Source organism: Paraburkholderia sediminicola (genome assembly GCF_046027355.1).
GTDB lineage: Bacteria > Pseudomonadota > Gammaproteobacteria > Burkholderiales > Burkholderiaceae > Paraburkholderia > Paraburkholderia sediminicola_B.
On sequence record NZ_JAQQEK010000002.1, the window covers coordinates 453,376 to 469,939 of the forward strand.

Below are 16,564 nucleotides of genomic sequence, written 5' to 3' on the forward strand. Positions count from 1 at the left end.
CGCGCTCGCGTCCAGCCGTCGCGCGATCGTTGTCTCGAAGCGCGGATGAAACAAAGGCCGGCGTTCGCGTCGAGCGAATGCCGGCATTGGCCTGATGCCGCTGATCATGAAACGCCTAGGACACCGGCAGCAGCTTGCCGGTGAACACCACCGGACCGCTCGGCGCGTTGTGATCCGGCGAGCCGCCCGGCGCTTCGATCGACACGGCCAGCGCCGCATAATTCTCCGGCTTCTGCTGGCCGGCCGTGACCTTGCCGTTCGCGCTGTCCGGCAGCATGCCGAGTGAGACCGGATGGCCGCTCGCCGGAATGCCCCACAGTTCCATCGCCCGGCCCGCGGGCAGCTCGACCTTGCCGAGCGGATGCACGGTCATGGTCGAATGCGCTTCGTCCCACGCGACCAGCATGACCGGATGCGCGTCCTTGTTGTTCAGCACCGCGACATGCGACACGGCCGTTTCGGGTTGCTGAGCAACGGTCGGCGCCGTGACCGGCGGCGTAGCGGACGGCAACAGCGAGCGCACGGCGACCACCACGGCGACTGCGGCGAGGCCCGTGACGCCGAGTGCCCAGCCGCGCCAGAACGCCAGGTTCTCGAAGATGCTGCGCGACGGCCGCGGGGGTGTTTCCACACCAGTGCGAGGACGCGCCGCCTCGCGCGTGGCCGCGAGTCCGAGACGCCGTTCGATGGCGTCCCATACGGCGGCCGGCGGCATGCGCGGCTCCGCGAGTTCGGCCATCGGCGAGATGCGCCGCTGCCATTCGTCGACGGCTGTGCGGATCGTCGTGTCGTGGTCCGCGTAGCGTTCGAAGCGGCGCCGTGCGCCGCCGCGCAGCGTGCCGAGCACATATTCGGCGGCCAGCAGATCGATGAGCTGAGGATAGCGATTGAGATTCATCACTCGCCTCCCAGGCAGGTCTTCAGCTTGGCGAGGCCCCGCCGGATCCACGACTTGATGGTGCCGAGCGGCACGGCCAGCACTTCGGCGATCTCGCTATGGCTTTGATCGCGCAGGTAGGCGAGGGCGACGGCCTGGCGTTGCGCCGGTTCCAGCTGCTGCATGCAGCCGGCCAGCAAACGCGCCTGCAGGCTGACCGCCGTCAGCGCTTCGGGATCCGGATCGCCGGTCGCCACGAGATCATCCAACGCATCGCTCCATTCCGTTTCCTGCGTATTGACTCGTCGCAGGTGATCGAGAGCACGGTTGCGGACGATCGCCGACATCCACGTCATCGGAGCGGACAGTGCGCGGCGATAGTCGCCGGCAAAACGCCAGATATTGACGAAGCTGTCCTGCAAAACTTCTTCGGCCCACTCGTGCTTGTTCAATATACGGAGGGCGAGGCCGAATAGTTTCGGGGCGGCGAGATCATAGAGCTCGCGCAAAGCCGCAGAATCCTGTTTGGCGACACGCTCGAGCAACTCGGCGAGCGTTTCCGGCGTCAGTTCTCGAGGATTGGCGGTCATGGAAGGAGTGAGGGTCGGCTTGCGAGCCTATGTTACTCAATTTCTCCCCCACCTTACATGCGGTTTTTTTTTCGTCGGCTTGCATCCGATGAGGTGAGGTTTGCGTATGTGGCAGCAGGGCCCGGCGTTGCATGTGGTTGCGCCATGACGATATGGCGCGCTGCGCGGCGCTTGCGGGGCAGTTCGGACACGGGGTGCGTGTGCAGTGAGGGTAGGGCCGTTGCGCTAGCCTGATGAAAGCGGGAGGCCGGCAACGGAGCCACGCGATGCAGGAGGGAAAACGCGTCGCGGGCGGTATGACGAAGTACGGGGTGCACGGCTCATTCCTGATGAGGTCCGGGCGGTTGCCGATTGGTCGGCCACCGCCCGGACCGGAATGGGCTTGCTTGTTCGTGCGCGCTTTGCCTGTTCCGTTTGCGCCTGGTTGCTCTTCGACGCGCCTTAATGCCCCCAGCGCAGCACCAGCGGATCGAGCCGCCGTGCAACCTTCAACAGTCCGTCACGCGTGGCCGGATGCATCTGCGGCAACGGATGGCGTACCGCGTCCGAGCGGATCACGCCGCCTTCCTTCATCAGCGCCTTGCACGATGCGAGGCCGCCCTGGCGGTTTTCGTAATTGATCAGCGGCAGCCACTGCTGATAGTGCGCGGCGGCCGCCTCGGTGTCGCCGGCCGCATACGCGTCGATGATCAGACGGATGCCGTCGGCGTAACCGCCGCCCGTCATCGAACCGGTTGCGCCCGCATCCAGATCGGCCATCAGCGTGATCGCCTCTTCGCCGTCCCACGGACCGACGATCGCATCGCCGCCCAGTTCGATGAGCTCGCGCAGCTTGTTCGCCGCCTGCGGCACTTCGATCTTGAAGTACGACACGTTCTCGATCTCGCGCGCCATGCGGGCGAGAAACGGCGCGGATAATGGGGTGCCGCTGACCGGCGCATCCTGAATCATGATCGGGATACCGATCGCGTCCGACACGGTTCGGTAGAACTCGTAGATGCCGCGTTCGCCGATGCGGATCGTCGCGCCGTGATACGGCGGCATGACCATGACCATCGCGGCGCCCGCGGCCTGCGCGCTGCGGCTGCGCTCGGCGCACTGGTACGAACTGAAATGCGTGGTCGTGACGATCACCGGCACGCGGCCCGCGACGTGGTCGAGAACGACGTGCATGAGCGTGTTGCGCTCCTCGTCGGACAGCGCGAACTGTTCGGAGAAGTTGGCGAGAATGCACAGTCCGTTCGAACCCGCGTCGATCATGAAGTCGATGCAGCGTTTCTGGCCTTCGAGGTCGAGACGGCCGGCGTCGTCGAAGATGGTCGGTGCGACGGGGAACACGCCGCGCAATGCAGCAGGATGGGGTGACTGGGTCATGATGGTTTGCGTTTTCGTGGGTTGGGATGTCTCCGTGTCGACCAGAGTTGGCGCTTTAGCGCTTACTCTGGTCCCATGCACGGCGGTCGACCAGAGTTGGCGCTTTAGCGCTTACTCTGGTCCCATGCACGGCGGTCGACCAGAGTTGGCGCTTTAGCGCTTACTCTGGTCCCATGCAACGCAGCCGACTATACGGCGGTGAGTACGGCAGGTATATTGAATTGTTTCCATCTTGTGATCGCTTTTGCGACTCACCCGGCATGAAAGACACCCTCAACGTCCTGCTGTCGAAGCTGCGCATGAAGCAACTGCAATTGCTGATCGCGCTCGACGACCTGAAGTCGCTGCACAAAGCCGCCGGTGCGATGTCGATGACGCAGTCGGCCGCCAGCAAAGCCTTGCAGGAACTGGAGTCGATGCTCGAGGCGCCACTTTTCGAGCGCTCGAAAAGCGGCATGATCCCGAACCAGCTCGGCCATTGCGTGATCCGCTACGCGCGCCTCGTGACGACCGATCTCACCGCGCTGTGCCAGGACGTCGCCGAGATACGATCCGGGCGCGGCGGGCGTCTCGCGATCGGCGCGATCATGGGGGCGATTCCGGAGTGCGTCGTGCCGGCGCTGAATCAACTGCATGTGGGCCAGCCGAATCTTTCCGTCGAAGTGGTGGAAGACACGAGCGCGCGCATGCTGCGGCAACTCGACGACGGCCGGCTCGATCTGGTGATCGGCCGCGCGGCGGTGGCGGCCGATCCGTCGAAATATCACTATCGTCCGCTAGGCGACGAGCCGCTCTCGGTGGTGGTGGGCTACGGCCATCCGCCGTTGCCGAAGAAAGAGGTGAAGCTGCGCGATCTGGCTAGCCACCGCTGGGTGATGTATCCGTCGCATATGCCGTTGCACGCGCTGCTCGAACGTGAGATGGATCTGGCCGGTCTGGAGATGCCGGATAACCCGGTTTCGACGGCCTCGACGTTCGTGACGGTCGCGCTCCTGCAAAGTAGTCACAACCTGGTTTCGTTATTGCCGACGGCGATCGCCGCCTTGTTCGTCCGGCAAAAGATGCTGCGTCTCGTGCCGGTGAAGCTCAAGTCGCCCTCGCAAACTTTCGGCATCGTGACGCGCAAGGGCGGCGTGCTATCGCCACCGGCGGAACAGTTCATCGAATTGCTGTGCGCGCAGCCGATCGAACAGGCGCAAGGACGGTTGCCGGAACGCCCGGCGAGAAAGCAAAAAACCGCCTGAAGCGGCGGTTTTTCATCACAGGCAAGACGCTCAATATCGCATGGCAATTCACGCCGCGCCATGCCTCGCAATAGGGTGTTGTAGCGGCGACACTCTCGGGTAAATCCGAACCGATCGCGGTTTCGCGTTCCGCGCTACACTGCTTCGAAGGTGCGCCGGGCCAGAAGAAACCGGTGCCCGCTCGGGGAGAGCACCATGAATCGGCCGCTGGTTCGGTTACCGTTTCGCGCGACGGGCACGACGTCTGTCCGCAAGTGGTTCAAATGGACGCTGGTGGCGGCATTTTTGCTCGCGCTGGCATTGGCGGCACGCTTTTGCCAGAACGAGATCGAAACCTCGCGATTGCAGGCGCACTATCTCTCCGAATTGACTCGCGACGTGGGCTTTTCCGTCGCCGACGGTCCCAGTCATTCCATCCGTTTTCCCGAAGCCGACAAAGGCCCTTACGACAGCCGTCTGGGCTATGCGCTGCTGCCGTCGATCCAGCAGCGCCTGCTGCAACGCGGCTTCGAAATCACCACCCAGGCGCGCGATTCCGAGCGGATGCTGTCGCTGGCGGATAACGGCCTCTTTCTTCCGTACGAAGAAAAAGATCGGGCGGGCTTGCAACTCTTCGACGGCACCGGCGCGCCGCTCTTTGCCGCGCAGTTTCCCGGCCGCGTGTACGACGACTTCGACGCGATTCCACCGCTGGTCGTGAATTCGCTGCTGTTTATCGAAGACCGCTATCTGCTCGATCCGAACCAGCCGAACCGCAATCCGGCAATCGACTGGGGACGCTTCAGCCGTGCATTGGCCGACCAGGGCGTGCGCGTATTCAATCACCATCAGTCGCAGCCCGGCGGCAGCACGCTCGCCACGCAGATCGAAAAATTCCGCCACTCCGCGGGCGGCCGCACGGCGACGCCGCCGGAGAAACTGCGGCAGATCGCGTCGGCTTCGGTGCGCGCCTATCTGAATGGACCGCAAACCATGCCGGCGCGCCGGCAGATCGTCGTCCACTATCTCAACTCGGTGCCGCTCGCGGCGCAGCCGGGCATCGGCGAAATCAACGGGATTGGCGACGGTCTCGCCGCCTGGTATGGCCGCGATTTCAACGACGTCAACCGCATCCTGGCAGCGCCGTCGACCGAACAGAATCTGCCGGAGCAGGGCGTGGCGTTCCGCCAGGTGCTTTCGTTGATGATCGCGCAACGCGCGCCGTCGTATTTCCTGCATCACGGCTACCAGGAGCTCGAACGGCTGACCGACAGTTATCTGCGGCTGCTGGCGAACGGCGGCGTCGTTTCGATTCCGTTGCGCGACGCCGCGCTGTCCGCGGTGGTCGATTTGCACCGCGCGCCCGTCAAAATGGCCAGCACGGATTCCTTCGTGTCGCGCAAGGCGGTGACGTCCATGCGTTCGCATCTGCTGGCGGCGCTCGGCATTCCGAGTTTTTACGAACTCGACCGCCTCGATCTGCAGGCGAAAGGCACGCTCAACAACGCCGTTCAGCAGGCCGTGAGCGACCGGCTCGCCGCCGCCGCCACGCGCGACGGCGCGAAAGCGGCGGGTCTGGTCGGTTTCGAAATGCTGCGCGCGTCGGACGATCCGTCGAGAATCGCCTATAGCTTCACGCTGTTCGAGCGGCGCGATGGCGCCAACCTCGTGCGGGTGCAAACCGACAGCGTCAACCAGCCGTTCGACATCAACTCCGGCGCGCGTCTGAATCTCGGTTCGACGGCGAAACTGCGTACCGTGGTGACGTATTTGCAGATCGTCTCCGATCTGCACAAGCGTTATGCACCGCTGAGCACAGCGGAGCTGAAAGCCGTCAAGTACGATCCGAACGACCAGCTCACGCGTTGGGCGCTCGACTATCTCGCGCACACTTCGGACCGTTCGCTGCAAGCCATGCTCGACGCGGCCGTGGAGCGCAAATACTCGGCTAGTCCCGGTGAAACGTTCTACACGGGCGGCGGCGCGCAAACCTTCAACAATTTCGAATCCGATGACAACGGCCGCATCCTGACTGTGCACCGCGCGTTCCAGCATTCGGTGAATCTGGTGTTCGTGCGGCTGATGCGCGACATCGTCCATTACGAAATGGTGCAGACCACCGGGCCGTCGGCGCAATGGTTGGGCGATCCGGCGATCCGCAAGATGTATCTGACGCGCTTCGCCGATCAGGAAAGCCGCGTGTACATGAATCGTTTCTACACGAAGTATCACGGCAAGACATCCGATCAGGCCTTGGCGCTGCTGCTGCTCGGCGTGCGTAAATCGCCGCCCAAGGTGGCGACGGTGTTGCGCAGCGTCGCGCCGGACGAGTCGAATGCGTGGTTCAACGCCAGGATGCGCGCGGCGCTGAAAAACACGCCCGCTGCCTCCGTGCTGGACGACGAAGACCTGGCTAACCTGTATGCCAAATACGCAATCGACCGCTTCAATCTGAACGATCGCGGCTATATCTCGAGCGTGCATCCGCTGGAGCTGTGGACGCTCAACTATCTGCGCGAGCATCCCGACGCCACGCTCGAGCAGATCCAGAACGCGAGCCGCGACGTGCGTCTGTCGACGTATTCGTGGCTCTTCAAGACGCGCTATCACGCGACGCAGGACCGCCGCATCAAACGGATGGTCGAACTGCGTGCCTACGATGCCATCGGCAAATCATGGCAGGCGCTCGGTTATCCGTTCGCGACGCTCACGCCTTCGTATGCCGCGGCAATCGGCGCGTCGGGCGACCGGCCGGCCGCGCTCGCGCAACTGATCGGCGTGATCGCCAACAACGGCAACAAGGTGCCGACCGAAAGCCTCACGCAACTCGACTTCGCGAAAGACACGCCTTACGAAACGCATTTCCAGCGCGCGGCGGTGGCGCCGCAGCAGCAGTTGTCGCCGGAAATCGCAAGCGTCGTAAAAGTGCTGTTGCGCGATGTGGTGACGGGCGGTACGGCGAGGCGTCTCGCGCAAGGCATGACGTTCCCCGACGGCCAGACGCTCCAGGTGTACGGCAAGACCGGCACCGGCGATCAGCGCTTCAATGTGTTCGCCAAAGGCGCGCGGCTGATCGAGTCGCGCAAGGTGAACCGCAGCGCGACCTTCGTGTTCGCGATGGGCGACCGGTTCTACGGCACCTTGACCGCGTGGGTGCATGAACCGTATGCCGCGCATTACGAATTCACGAGCGCGCTGTCGGTGCAGTTGCTGAAGTCTCTGGCGCCGGTGTTGCAGCCGTTGCTGGACAATCCGCCTGCGAAGACGGCTTCCGTCGCCAAGGTCGCCGCGCAATGAATATGGGGTGAAGGACGCCGGTGTCGATGGACCGCACCGGCAGCGCCTAATAAACCGTCTCCGCCGCCGGCTTCAGGAAGAGTTCATGCACCGGCGCGAAATGCGCGTAGAGCGGCAGAATCGCGCCGCCCATCGCACGCGCATCGGCGCCGATCGCGCCTTCCAGCAATTGCGGACGCACCATGCCTTCCCATTCGAAGCGGTCGAGCACGCGCTCGGTGCGTCGAATGATTTCCCGCACCAGTTGCCGGTCGAGTTCGCCGTCGATCACGATCGCGTCGAGATCGAGCAGGGCGGCCGCGTTGGTCAGCGCGTTGGCGATCGCGGGGCACGCGCTATCGAGCCATTGTTCGGTGTGCCGCCACATTTCCGGCGACAACGCGCGATGATCGTGCGCGGCCGCGGCCGGCGCGCCCGCATCGGTCAAGAGTTTTTCGAGCACGAAGCCCGACGCCGCGTGCAGTAGTTGGCGCGCGGGTTTGCGCGGGCCGCCTTCGCGCAACGGAATCGAGCCGACCGCGCCCGCGTTGTCATGCGGGCCGCCATGCAAACGGCCGTCGATCACGAGACCGCCGCCGATAAACGTGCCGACGAACAGATACAGAAAGTTGTGGATGCCGCGACCCTGGCCCATTACGAGTTCGGCGGCGCAGGCGGCCGTGGTGTCCTTGGCGAACTCGACGGGCAGGCCCGTCATGGTGGCGATGCGCGAGCGCAGATCGATCTCGTGCCACGCTTCCAGCGCGTCGGGCGGCGCGCCGAGAAAGTCGCGCCAGCCGCCGAGCCACAAGGGCGCCGCGACGCCCACGCCGACCACCTGGCTGGCCTTGGCGCCGAGCGTCTGATTCACGCGCGCCAGCTTGCTTTCGAGCGCGGGAAACAACGTGCGCGGATCCGGGTAGGCGTAGTCGAAGACATCGCGATGCACCACGTGGCCGGCGAAATCCATGGCCAGCACATCGAGACTGCGGCGTCCCACCTTGATGCCGATGGTGTACGCGCCTTGCGCACGCAACGCGATCGGCACCGACGGTTGGCCGATCCTGCCGCGCACGCGAGCCTGCTTTTCGAGCAGGCCGTCGTCGATGAGACGCTCTACGATCATCGACACTGTCTGCATCGAAAGACGCGTTAGGCGGCTCACGTCGGCTTTCGGCAGCGGCCCATGCAAGCGGATCGCCTGCAACACGATGCGCTCGTTGAACTGCCGCATGCCGACCTGATTCGAGCCGACCGTGCGTTTGAGGGGCGAGCGGGTGCCGGTGGTTTCCATGGTGGGCGCCCGCTCAGCAGGATGCACGCATCATGCAATCGCCTTGACGTCCGCTTCCTTTGCGCCCGTCATGATCGCCACGGCTTCTGACATGTGGATGTCTTTCCTGTTCACGAGCGCCGCGCGCCGGCCGAGTCGCTGGATATGGATGCGGTCCGCGATCTCGAACACGTGCGGCATGTTGTGGCTGATCAGGATCACCGGCAAGCCGCGATCGCGCACGCGCCGGATCAATTCCAGCACCATGTTGCCTTCCTTCACGCCGAGCGCGGCGGTGGGTTCGTCGAGAATCACCACGTGCCGCGCGAATGCCGCGCTGCGCGCCACGGCCACGCCCTGGCGCTGGCCGCCCGAGAGCGTTTCGACGGCCTGGCGCATCGAACGAATGCCGATCTGCAGGTCTTTCATATGCGCGGTCGCTTCGTCCAGCATGCGGCGCTTGTCGATCATCTTGAAGATCGAGCCGCGCCAGCCGGGTTTCAGCAGTTCGCGCGCGAGAAACAGGTTTTCGGCGATGCTCATGGCCGGCGCCACCGCGAGTTCCTGATACACCGTCTCGATGCCTTGCGCACGGGCATCCAGCGGGCTTCGGAATTTGACCGGCTTGCCGTCGAGCAGAATCTCGCCTTCGTCCGGCACCGTGGCGCCGGAAAGGGCCTTGATCAACGACGATTTTCCCGCGCCGTTGTCGCCGATCACGGCCATGATTTCGCCGGGCAGCACTTCGAAATCGCAACCGTCGAGCGCGGTCACGTTGCCGTAGCGTTTGATGAGACCGCGTGCCTGCAGAACGGGCATCGCGGCAGAAGCGGAAATAGGTGTCGACATGACGGACTCCAGTTGTTCAACCGCGACGATGGGAAAGTTTGTCCGCGGCCACCGCGAGAATCACCAGCATGCCGGTGATCAACACCTGGTAGACCGAAGAGACGCCGATCAGCGTCAAACCATTGCGGAACACGCCGACGATCAACGCGCCGAGCAACGTGCCGACAATCGAGCCGCGTCCGCCGAACAGACTCGTGCCGCCGAGCACGACCGCGGTAATACTGTCGAGATTCTCGGTTTGCCCCGCCTGCGGATCGCCCACGCCGGTACGCGACACGGACAACAGCGCGGCAATGCCGTAGATCGCACCGGCCAGCGAATACACGGTCAGCAGGATCTTCTGCGACGACAGGCCCATCAGGCGCGCGGCCTCGGGGTTGTTGCCCAGCGCGTAGAGATGCCGACCCGGCACGGTGTCGCGCAACACGAACCACGTGGCCAGATACATCAGCAAGGTGAGCACGGTGCCATACGTGACATCCGCGGGGCCGAGCTTGAACGTGTTGCCGAAGAACATGATCGCGTCCGGCAGGTTCGACACGCTCTCGGCGTTCGAATAGATCTGCGTGAGCGCGAACGCGATATTCAGCGTGCCCAGCGTGACGATGAAGGCGGGCAGTTTGATGCGCGTGATCAGCACGCCGTTGAGCGCGCCGAACAGCGTGCTCGCGCCAACCCCGCACAGAATCGCGAGGGCCGGCGGCACGCCGAGCGTGACCGCGAATTTGGTCATGATGATCGAGCCGAACGCCATCACCATGCCGCACGACAGATCGATGCCGCCGGTCAGCACGATCAGCGTCTGGCCGATGGCGATGACCGCGACCACCATGGTTTGCTGCAGGATCAGCGAGAGGTTCTGGAACGACAGGAAGCGGTTGCTTTGCGAAATGAAGAAGCCGCAAGCCAGTACTAGTGCGATGAGTGGCCCGACTTCGGCAAGCGATGGCATGCGCTCGGCGAACGAACGCGGGTGGCCGGCGGGCGCGGAAGGAGTCGACATGATGGATGACCTCGATGCATGAGCGTGGCGTTCTGGCCACGCGGCAAATCCGATGGCGGCCCGGCGAAGCGGGCCGCCCTACTCAGTACGTGTTACTTGTTGCCCCAGCAGTTGTCGAGGCCGAACTTGGTGTCCTTGCTGTCGATGCCGGACATCGCTTTGTCGGTGATCAGCGTCACGCCGGTGTCCTGATAGCCGGAGACCTTCTTGCCGGTCTTTGCATACTCGACGCCGGCCGTCACGCCGAGCGAGGCCATCTTGAGCGGATATTGCTGCGAGGTCGCGGCGATGGCGCCGGCCTTGACGTTGCGCACACCTTCGCAGCCGCCGTCGATCGAGACGATCATCACGCTCTTGTCCTTGCCCGCCGCCTTGAGCGCGCGGTAAGCACCCGCTGCGGCCGGTTCGTTGATCGTGTAGACCACGTTGATGTCAGGCGACTTCTGCAGGCAGTTTTCCATCGCCGTCTGGCCCTTGGCCTGATCGCCGCGCGTGTCCTGGCTGCAGACCACCGAGGGATCGCCTTCCTTCACGCCGAAGCCTTCCAGGAAGCCGTTATGGCGCAGCACGCCGACCGAGACGCCGGGCGCGAGATCGAGCGTGGCGATCTTCGCGGGTTTGCCGTTGAGCGCGGCTTTCGCGTATTTGCCGATCAGCACGCCGGCCTTGAAGTTGTCGGTGGCGAAGAGGGCGTCGGTGGCATCCTGCGGATCGGTCGGCGTGTCGAGCGCGACCACCATCACGCCGGCCGCGCGCGCTTTCTTGATGCTCGGCACGATCGCCTTGGTGTCGCTTGGCGTGATCAGAATCGCTTTCGCGCCGGCCGTCATCATGTTTTCGATGGCGGTGACCTGGCTCGCGTTATCGCCGTCGAACTTGCCGGCGGCGGTGATCAGCTTCGCGCCGTCTTTCGAGGCGGCCGCTTCGGCGCCCTGTTTCATCTTCACGAAGAACGGGTTGGTGTCGGTCTTGGTGATGAGGCCGACGACAGGCTGGTCAGCCGCCTGGCTTGCGCTCGCACACCATACCGCCGATGCCGCGACGCACATCGACACGATTTTCCTGGCGACAGGAAGCCTGCGGGAATTCAGATTCATGGGACGCTCCTCCGGTTTTTGGCAACGACGTTGTGGACTGCTGGCGGCTGCCTGCGCGAACGCTGCGCGCTGACAACCTGGTTTATGGCCTGATGCAGGATGAAGGTGGTTCGAAACGACCTGGACTCGGGTCGATTCGCGCCGCCTAAATCACTTTGGTTGATTTAGTACAGCAGGCGCGTCGACGCTCGTCAAGGAAATGATCGGAATGGAAGATGGCGGGTGAAAACTCGTCGGAAGGCTGCACGCCTTATGTGGCAAGGGTTCGGCTGTGTGGTGCGGTGCGAGATCGAGCATTCGGGCTTGGGGAAAGTCCTGGCTCTGTTGAAAGGTAATTGAAGGCTTATTGAGGTTTTATCGAGCGCAAATGGCTTGCGTCGCGAGGGTATTCAGCGAACCCTGAAGTGTGCGGACACTGTGTTTATCGTGATGTTCGTGGCGAACCGGCTTACCCGTGCGGTGCGTGTGTTTGCCGGGAAGGCGGCGTGCGCGAATGAAGGATTACCTACGTGACGTCCGCGATGCGGTTACGGCCACATTACCGCGGACGCGGCGCACCGGTGGATGCGCGCACGACCAGTTCGGGCGGCGAGGCAATCCGCATCGGCACGCTGGCCGCGCCGCGACCCGCCTGTCCATACGATGTCTCGATCAGCTCGCGCAGCAGCGACACGGCGAGCCCGGCGACTTCGACCGTCGGTACGGCGACCGTCGTCAACGCGGGGCGCGACTCGCGTGCGAGCTGAATGTCGGTGATGCCGATCACGGACAGGTCCGCCGGCACGCTCAGGCCGAGGTCGGCGGCGGCGTGCATCGCACCGAGCGCGGGCAGGTCGTTGGTCGCGAAGATCGCGGTGAGCTTCGGATCGCTTTCCAGCAGCGCGCGTGCCGCGGCATAGCCGCCCTGTATCGTATCGGCCGCATGTTTCACGCGGCCCTTCGGCGCGCCCCCGGCGCGCAGCGCATCGACGAAACCTTCGTAGCGAGCCGCGTGAATGCCTGACGCTTTACTGCCGACAATCGCACCGATTCGCCGATGGCCGAGCTCCAGCAAATGCGCGCCGGCCAGTTCGCCCGCGCGCCGGAAATCGACCGCGACGCACGGCAGACCCGGCGGTTCGTTAGGCCGTTCCCACATGCACAGCACCACCGGCGTGCCGCGCGACTCGGTCGTATGAAGGTCGGCGAAATCGAGGTTCGCATTCGTCACGAGCACGCCTTCGGAGAGCGTGCCGGCGATCTGGTCGAGATAGGCGCGGCCGGTCAGCGGATCTTCGTTCGTATTGCAGATGATCACGAAGTGGCCGCTGGTGCGCGCCGCGCGTTCGACGGCAAGCGCGAATTCCGGATAGAACGGATTGGCGATGCTCGACACCATCAGCGCGAGCGTCGGCGCGCGACCTTCGGCGAGGGCGCGGGCGGCCAGATGCGGCCGGTAGCCGAGTACTTCGACGGCCTCGAGCACGCGCTGTCGGGTGGTCGCGCCGACCCGGCCGCGATTGCGCAGCACGTTGGACACCGTGGCCGGGGTGACGCCGGCATGACGCGCGACTTCGCTGAGTGTGGGCATGGTGTTATCAATATTTGGGATGGCTGCCCGACATTTGCATCGCGAGCCAAGGCGCGGCACCATTTGTCGCACAGACAAAACGATATCGGAGACAGGCAAGGCCCCAACGATCCCAAGCGATCGATTTTTTTCGGCCTTGCTGATTAAGCGCTTAATCTCCGACTTCGAGCCGATTAAATCACGGAGTCGATGCGATGGCGAGCATTTCGTTAAGAGGCGTGCAGAAGGCGTATGGCGACGGCGCGCTGGTGATCCGCGACGTCGATCTCGAGATCGGCGAAAACGAGTTCTGCGTGTTTCTCGGTCCGTCCGGCTGCGGCAAGTCCACCTTGCTGCGCATGATCGCCGGCCTCGAAGACCTCAGCGACGGCGACTTGTCGATCGGCGGGCAACTCATGAACGACGTGCCGGCCGCGCAACGCGGCGTGGCGATGGTGTTCCAGAGCTACGCGCTGTTTCCGCATATGAGCGTGTTCGAGAACATGGCGTTCGGCCTGAAGCTCGCTAAAACCCCTAAGCCTGAGATTGACCGCAAGGTGCGGGAGGCCGCGCGCATTCTGCAACTGGAAGCGTTGCTCGAGCGCAAGCCCAAGGCGTTGTCGGGCGGTCAGCGGCAGCGGGTGGCCATTGGCCGTGCCATTGTGCGCGAGCCCGGCGTGTTTCTATTCGACGAGCCGCTGTCCAATCTCGACGCCACGCTGCGTGGCCAGACTCGTATCGAGATCGCACGGCTGCATAAGCAGTTTGCCAAGGCCAGCGTGGTCTACGTGACGCACGATCAGATCGAAGCGATGACGCTCGCCGACAAGATCGTGCTGCTGCATGCCGGCAAGGACACCGAGCGCTACGGCAGCATCGCGCAGATCGGCGCGCCGCTCGAGTTGTACCACCGTCCGAAGAGCCGTTTCGTCGCGGGTTTCATCGGCTCGCCGCGGATGAATTTTCTTCCCGGGAGAGTGGCCTCGGTCGATGCGCAAGGCGTAACCGTCACGCTCGATCACACCGAGGAAACCGTGCGGGTGCCGGTGAATGGCGCGGGGCTGCAAACCTCGCAAGCGGTCACGCTCGGCGTGCGCCCTGAACACCTGGAGTTTGTCGACGCGTCCTCCGTCGCGCCTGACGACGCCGTGCTGACGCGCACGGTGTCGCTCGTCGAACAGCTCGGCGAACACAGCTACGTCCACCTCGATCAGCCCGGCGGCGCCGCGCTGATCGCCAAAGCGCCGGGCAATACACGCCTCGCGCCCGGCGAGCGCGCGAGCTTGCGCGTGCCCCGTCCCGCCTGCCATTTGTTTACCGAAGACGGCTTTGCCGCCGCTTCGCTCGAATCCGTCGAACACTACGCATAGAGGACATTCGGATGCGCCTTGGAGTCTGTTATTACCCGGAACACTGGCCGGAGTCGATGTGGGAAGACGACGCTCGCCGGATGAAAGCCCTCGGCATCGAACAGGTGCGGATCGCCGAATTTGCCTGGAGCCGGATCGAACCGACGCCGGGCGAATACGATTGGGACTGGCTCGACCGCTCGATCGATGTGCTGGGCGCGGCTGGCCTGCAGGTGGTGATGTGCACGCCGACGGCGACGCCGCCCAAGTGGTTGATCGACCGCCACCCCGACATACTGCCGATCGGCGCGGACGGACGCCCTCGTGCGTTTGGTTCGCGGCGTCATTACGACTTCTCGTCGCCGTCGTATTTCGCCGCGTCGCAGCGGATTTGCACGGCGGTGGCCGAGCGCTACGGCAAGCATCCGGCGGTCGCCTACTGGCAAACCGATAATGAATTCGGCTGCCATCACACGGTGGTCAGCTATTCGCCGGCGGCGGTGGGGCGCTTTCGCGAGTGGCTCAAAGCGCGCTATCACACCATCGACGCATTGAATCGCGCGTGGGGCACGGTGTTCTGGAGCATGGAGTACCGCAGCTTCGACGAAATCGACGCGCCGGTGGCGACCGTGACGGAAGCGCATCCTTCGCATCGCCTCGATTACCGGCGCTTCGCGTCCGACGAGGTGGCGCGCTACAACCGCATGCAGGTCGAGATCATCCGCGCGCATTCGCCGGGTCGGCCGGTCGCGCATAACTTCATGCAGCTCTTTACCGAGTTCGATCACTACAAGGTGGCCGCCGATCTCGACGTGGCGACGTGGGACAGCTATCCGCTCGGCGCGCTCGAAGAGCAATGGTTCGCGCCGGAGGTGAAGGCGCGTTGGCTGCGCAGTGGCCATCCCGACTTCGCGTCGTTCAATCACGACGTCTATCGTGGCATGTCGAAGCTGCCGTTCTGGGTGATGGAGCAGCAGCCGGGTCCGGTGAACTGGGCGCAGTGGAATCCGGCGCCGTTGCCGGGCATGGTGCGGCTGTGGAGTTGGGAAGCGTTCGCGCACGGCGCGGGCTGCGTGTCGTACTTCCGCTGGCGTCAGGCGCCGTTCGCGCAGGAACAGATGCATGCGGGATTGAACACGCCCGATAACCGGCTCGACGTGGGTGGCAACGAGGCGGCGCAAGTTGCCGGCGAGATTCGCACGGTGCTCGCCGCGAACGCCGACGCTAACGCGGCGATTCGTTCGAAAGTCGCGCTCGTCTACGACTACGAGGCGAAGTGGCTGTTCGAGATTCATCCGCAGGGTGCGGACTTTCATTATCCGCGCTTCGCCTTCGAGTATTACTCGGCATTGCGGGCGCTCGGACTCGATGTGGATATCGTGCCGGTTGACGCGCCGCTCGATGGCTACAGCCTGATCGTCGTGCCGCCGCTGCCGGTCGTGCCTGCTGATTTTGCGGCACGTCTGGCAAAGTCCGGCGCGCAGGTCGTGCTTGGTCCGCGCACGGGTTCGAAGACCGCCGATTTGCAGATTCCCGCGAACCTGCCGCCTGGCGCGCTCGCTTCGGTGTTGCCGCTGCGTGTGTGGCGCGTCGAATCGATGCGGCCGAATGTGACTGAAGCGGTGCGACTGTCCGAAAGTCAGGACTCGGCTGAAGCAGACGGCCTCGCGCGTCACTGGCGCGATTTCATCGAAAGCGACGCGGCGGATTCGCTCGACGTGCGCGCCCGATTCGCGGACGGCCATCCCGCATACGTGCGAAGTGGCTCATTCCACTACCTTGCGAGCTTGTTCGACGATGCACTGACGGTGCGCTTGTTTGCGCGGATCGCGCAAGAAGCGGGTGTGGCAACGATGCCGCTCGGCGATAGCGTTCGCGTGAGCCGCCGCGGCGCGCTGACCTATGTGTTCAACTACGGCGACGCGACGCATACGCTCGCCGATGTAGCCGACGATGCCTTCGTGATCGGCTCGCACGCAATCGAACCGCAGAGCGTGGCCGTCTATCGAACGCAATGACGAGTTGATGCCCCGACGCAGTGTCCAACGAAATTCCATGCAGTAACGACAACGACGCAAAATCAAGGAATCAAGGAGACAGGCAA

Annotated in this window: 12 protein-coding genes; 4 read left to right on the forward strand and 8 right to left on the reverse strand. The window is 64.0% G+C overall.

Annotated features, from left to right (window positions below; all coding sequences use genetic code 11):
* Positions 1 to 115: 115 nt before the first annotated feature.
* From PQR42_RS05300 to PQR42_RS05310, 3 genes are all read right to left on the reverse strand, one after another.
* Positions 116 to 898 (reverse strand): anti-sigma factor, encoded by a 783-nt coding sequence (locus PQR42_RS05300; RefSeq protein ID WP_408382876.1) that lies wholly within the window; start codon positions 896 to 898, stop codon positions 116 to 118.
* Complete coding sequence (locus PQR42_RS05305; RefSeq protein WP_408217976.1) at positions 898 to 1,467, reverse strand: RNA polymerase sigma factor; 570 nt, start codon at positions 1,465 to 1,467, stop codon at positions 898 to 900. Before PQR42_RS05305 ends, PQR42_RS05300 begins: the two co-directional genes overlap by 1 nt.
* Positions 1,468 to 1,908: 441 nt before the next feature.
* The gene (locus PQR42_RS05310; RefSeq protein WP_408382878.1) at positions 1,909 to 2,841 is read right to left on the reverse strand and encodes a dihydrodipicolinate synthase family protein; all 933 of its coding nucleotides are present in this window, start codon (positions 2,839 to 2,841) and stop codon (positions 1,909 to 1,911) included.
* Positions 2,842 to 3,101: 260 nt separating this feature from the next.
* On the opposite strand from PQR42_RS05310, the gene PQR42_RS05315 reads away from it, so the two are divergent.
* On the forward strand, positions 3,102 to 4,085 hold the full coding sequence (locus PQR42_RS05315; protein WP_408382880.1) for a LysR family transcriptional regulator: 984 nt from the start codon (positions 3,102 to 3,104) through the stop codon (positions 4,083 to 4,085).
* 195 nt (positions 4,086 to 4,280) lie between these two features.
* Positions 4,281 to 7,361: a transglycosylase domain-containing protein gene (locus PQR42_RS05320; protein WP_408382882.1), complete on the forward strand. Its 3,081-nt coding sequence runs from the start codon at positions 4,281 to 4,283 to the stop codon at positions 7,359 to 7,361.
* A 46-nt stretch (positions 7,362 to 7,407) separates the two neighbouring features.
* Here the strand turns inward: PQR42_RS05320 and PQR42_RS05325 are convergent, their stop codons facing one another.
* The 5 genes from PQR42_RS05325 to PQR42_RS05345 form a co-directional block, all read right to left on the reverse strand.
* Positions 7,408 to 8,634, reverse strand: a complete 1,227-nt coding sequence (locus tag PQR42_RS05325) for an ROK family transcriptional regulator (protein WP_408217963.1) — start codon at positions 8,632 to 8,634, stop codon at positions 7,408 to 7,410.
* Positions 8,635 to 8,664: 30 nt separating this feature from the next.
* A complete protein-coding gene (locus PQR42_RS05330; protein ID WP_408217960.1) occupies positions 8,665 to 9,462 on the reverse strand; it encodes an ATP-binding cassette domain-containing protein in 798 nt (265 codons plus the stop codon).
* A gap of 16 nt (positions 9,463 to 9,478) precedes the next feature.
* The gene (locus PQR42_RS05335) at positions 9,479 to 10,465 is read right to left on the reverse strand and encodes an ABC transporter permease (RefSeq protein ID WP_408217957.1); all 987 of its coding nucleotides are present in this window, start codon (positions 10,463 to 10,465) and stop codon (positions 9,479 to 9,481) included.
* 92 nt (positions 10,466 to 10,557) lie between these two features.
* A complete protein-coding gene (locus PQR42_RS05340) occupies positions 10,558 to 11,562 on the reverse strand; it encodes a sugar ABC transporter substrate-binding protein (RefSeq protein WP_106301095.1) in 1,005 nt (334 codons plus the stop codon).
* A 538-nt stretch (positions 11,563 to 12,100) separates the two neighbouring features.
* Positions 12,101 to 13,132: a LacI family DNA-binding transcriptional regulator gene (locus PQR42_RS05345; RefSeq protein WP_408382884.1), complete on the reverse strand. Its 1,032-nt coding sequence runs from the start codon at positions 13,130 to 13,132 to the stop codon at positions 12,101 to 12,103.
* Between the two features lie 194 nt (positions 13,133 to 13,326).
* On the opposite strand from PQR42_RS05345, the gene PQR42_RS05350 reads away from it, so the two are divergent.
* Both PQR42_RS05350 and PQR42_RS05355 read left to right on the forward strand, forming a co-directional pair.
* Positions 13,327 to 14,481, forward strand: coding sequence for an ABC transporter ATP-binding protein (locus tag PQR42_RS05350; RefSeq protein ID WP_408382886.1), 1,155 nt, complete (start codon positions 13,327 to 13,329; stop codon positions 14,479 to 14,481).
* An 11-nt stretch (positions 14,482 to 14,492) separates the two neighbouring features.
* Positions 14,493 to 16,478 (forward strand): beta-galactosidase, encoded by a 1,986-nt coding sequence (locus PQR42_RS05355; RefSeq protein ID WP_408493583.1) that lies wholly within the window; start codon positions 14,493 to 14,495, stop codon positions 16,476 to 16,478.
* Positions 16,479 to 16,564: the final 86 nt, after the last annotated feature.

Excerpts from the sequence above, each read along its gene's own strand:
- PQR42_RS05325 (WP_408217963.1), bottom strand. The coding sequence starts at position 8,634 with ATGGAAACCACCGGCACCCGCTCGCCCCTCAAACGCACGGTCGGCTCG.
- PQR42_RS05335 (WP_408217957.1), bottom strand. The coding sequence starts at position 10,465 with ATGTCGACTCCTTCCGCGCCCGCCGGCCACCCGCGTTCGTTCGCCGAG.
- PQR42_RS05340 (WP_106301095.1), bottom strand. The coding sequence starts at position 11,562 with ATGAATCTGAATTCCCGCAGGCTTCCTGTCGCCAGGAAAATCGTGTCG.
- PQR42_RS05300 (WP_408382876.1), bottom strand. The coding sequence starts at position 898 with ATGAATCTCAATCGCTATCCTCAGCTCATCGATCTGCTGGCCGCCGAA.
- PQR42_RS05305 (WP_408217976.1), bottom strand. The coding sequence starts at position 1,467 with ATGACCGCCAATCCTCGAGAACTGACGCCGGAAACGCTCGCCGAGTTG.
- PQR42_RS05345 (WP_408382884.1), bottom strand. The coding sequence starts at position 13,132 with ATGCCCACACTCAGCGAAGTCGCGCGTCATGCCGGCGTCACCCCGGCC.
- PQR42_RS05355 (WP_408493583.1), top strand. The coding sequence starts at position 14,493 with ATGCGCCTTGGAGTCTGTTATTACCCGGAACACTGGCCGGAGTCGATG.
- PQR42_RS05310 (WP_408382878.1), bottom strand. The coding sequence starts at position 2,841 with ATGACCCAGTCACCCCATCCTGCTGCATTGCGCGGCGTGTTCCCCGTC.
- PQR42_RS05330 (WP_408217960.1), bottom strand. The coding sequence starts at position 9,462 with ATGTCGACACCTATTTCCGCTTCTGCCGCGATGCCCGTTCTGCAGGCA.
- PQR42_RS05315 (WP_408382880.1), top strand. The coding sequence starts at position 3,102 with ATGAAAGACACCCTCAACGTCCTGCTGTCGAAGCTGCGCATGAAGCAA.
- PQR42_RS05320 (WP_408382882.1), top strand. The coding sequence starts at position 4,281 with ATGAATCGGCCGCTGGTTCGGTTACCGTTTCGCGCGACGGGCACGACG.
- PQR42_RS05350 (WP_408382886.1), top strand. The coding sequence starts at position 13,327 with ATGGCGAGCATTTCGTTAAGAGGCGTGCAGAAGGCGTATGGCGACGGC.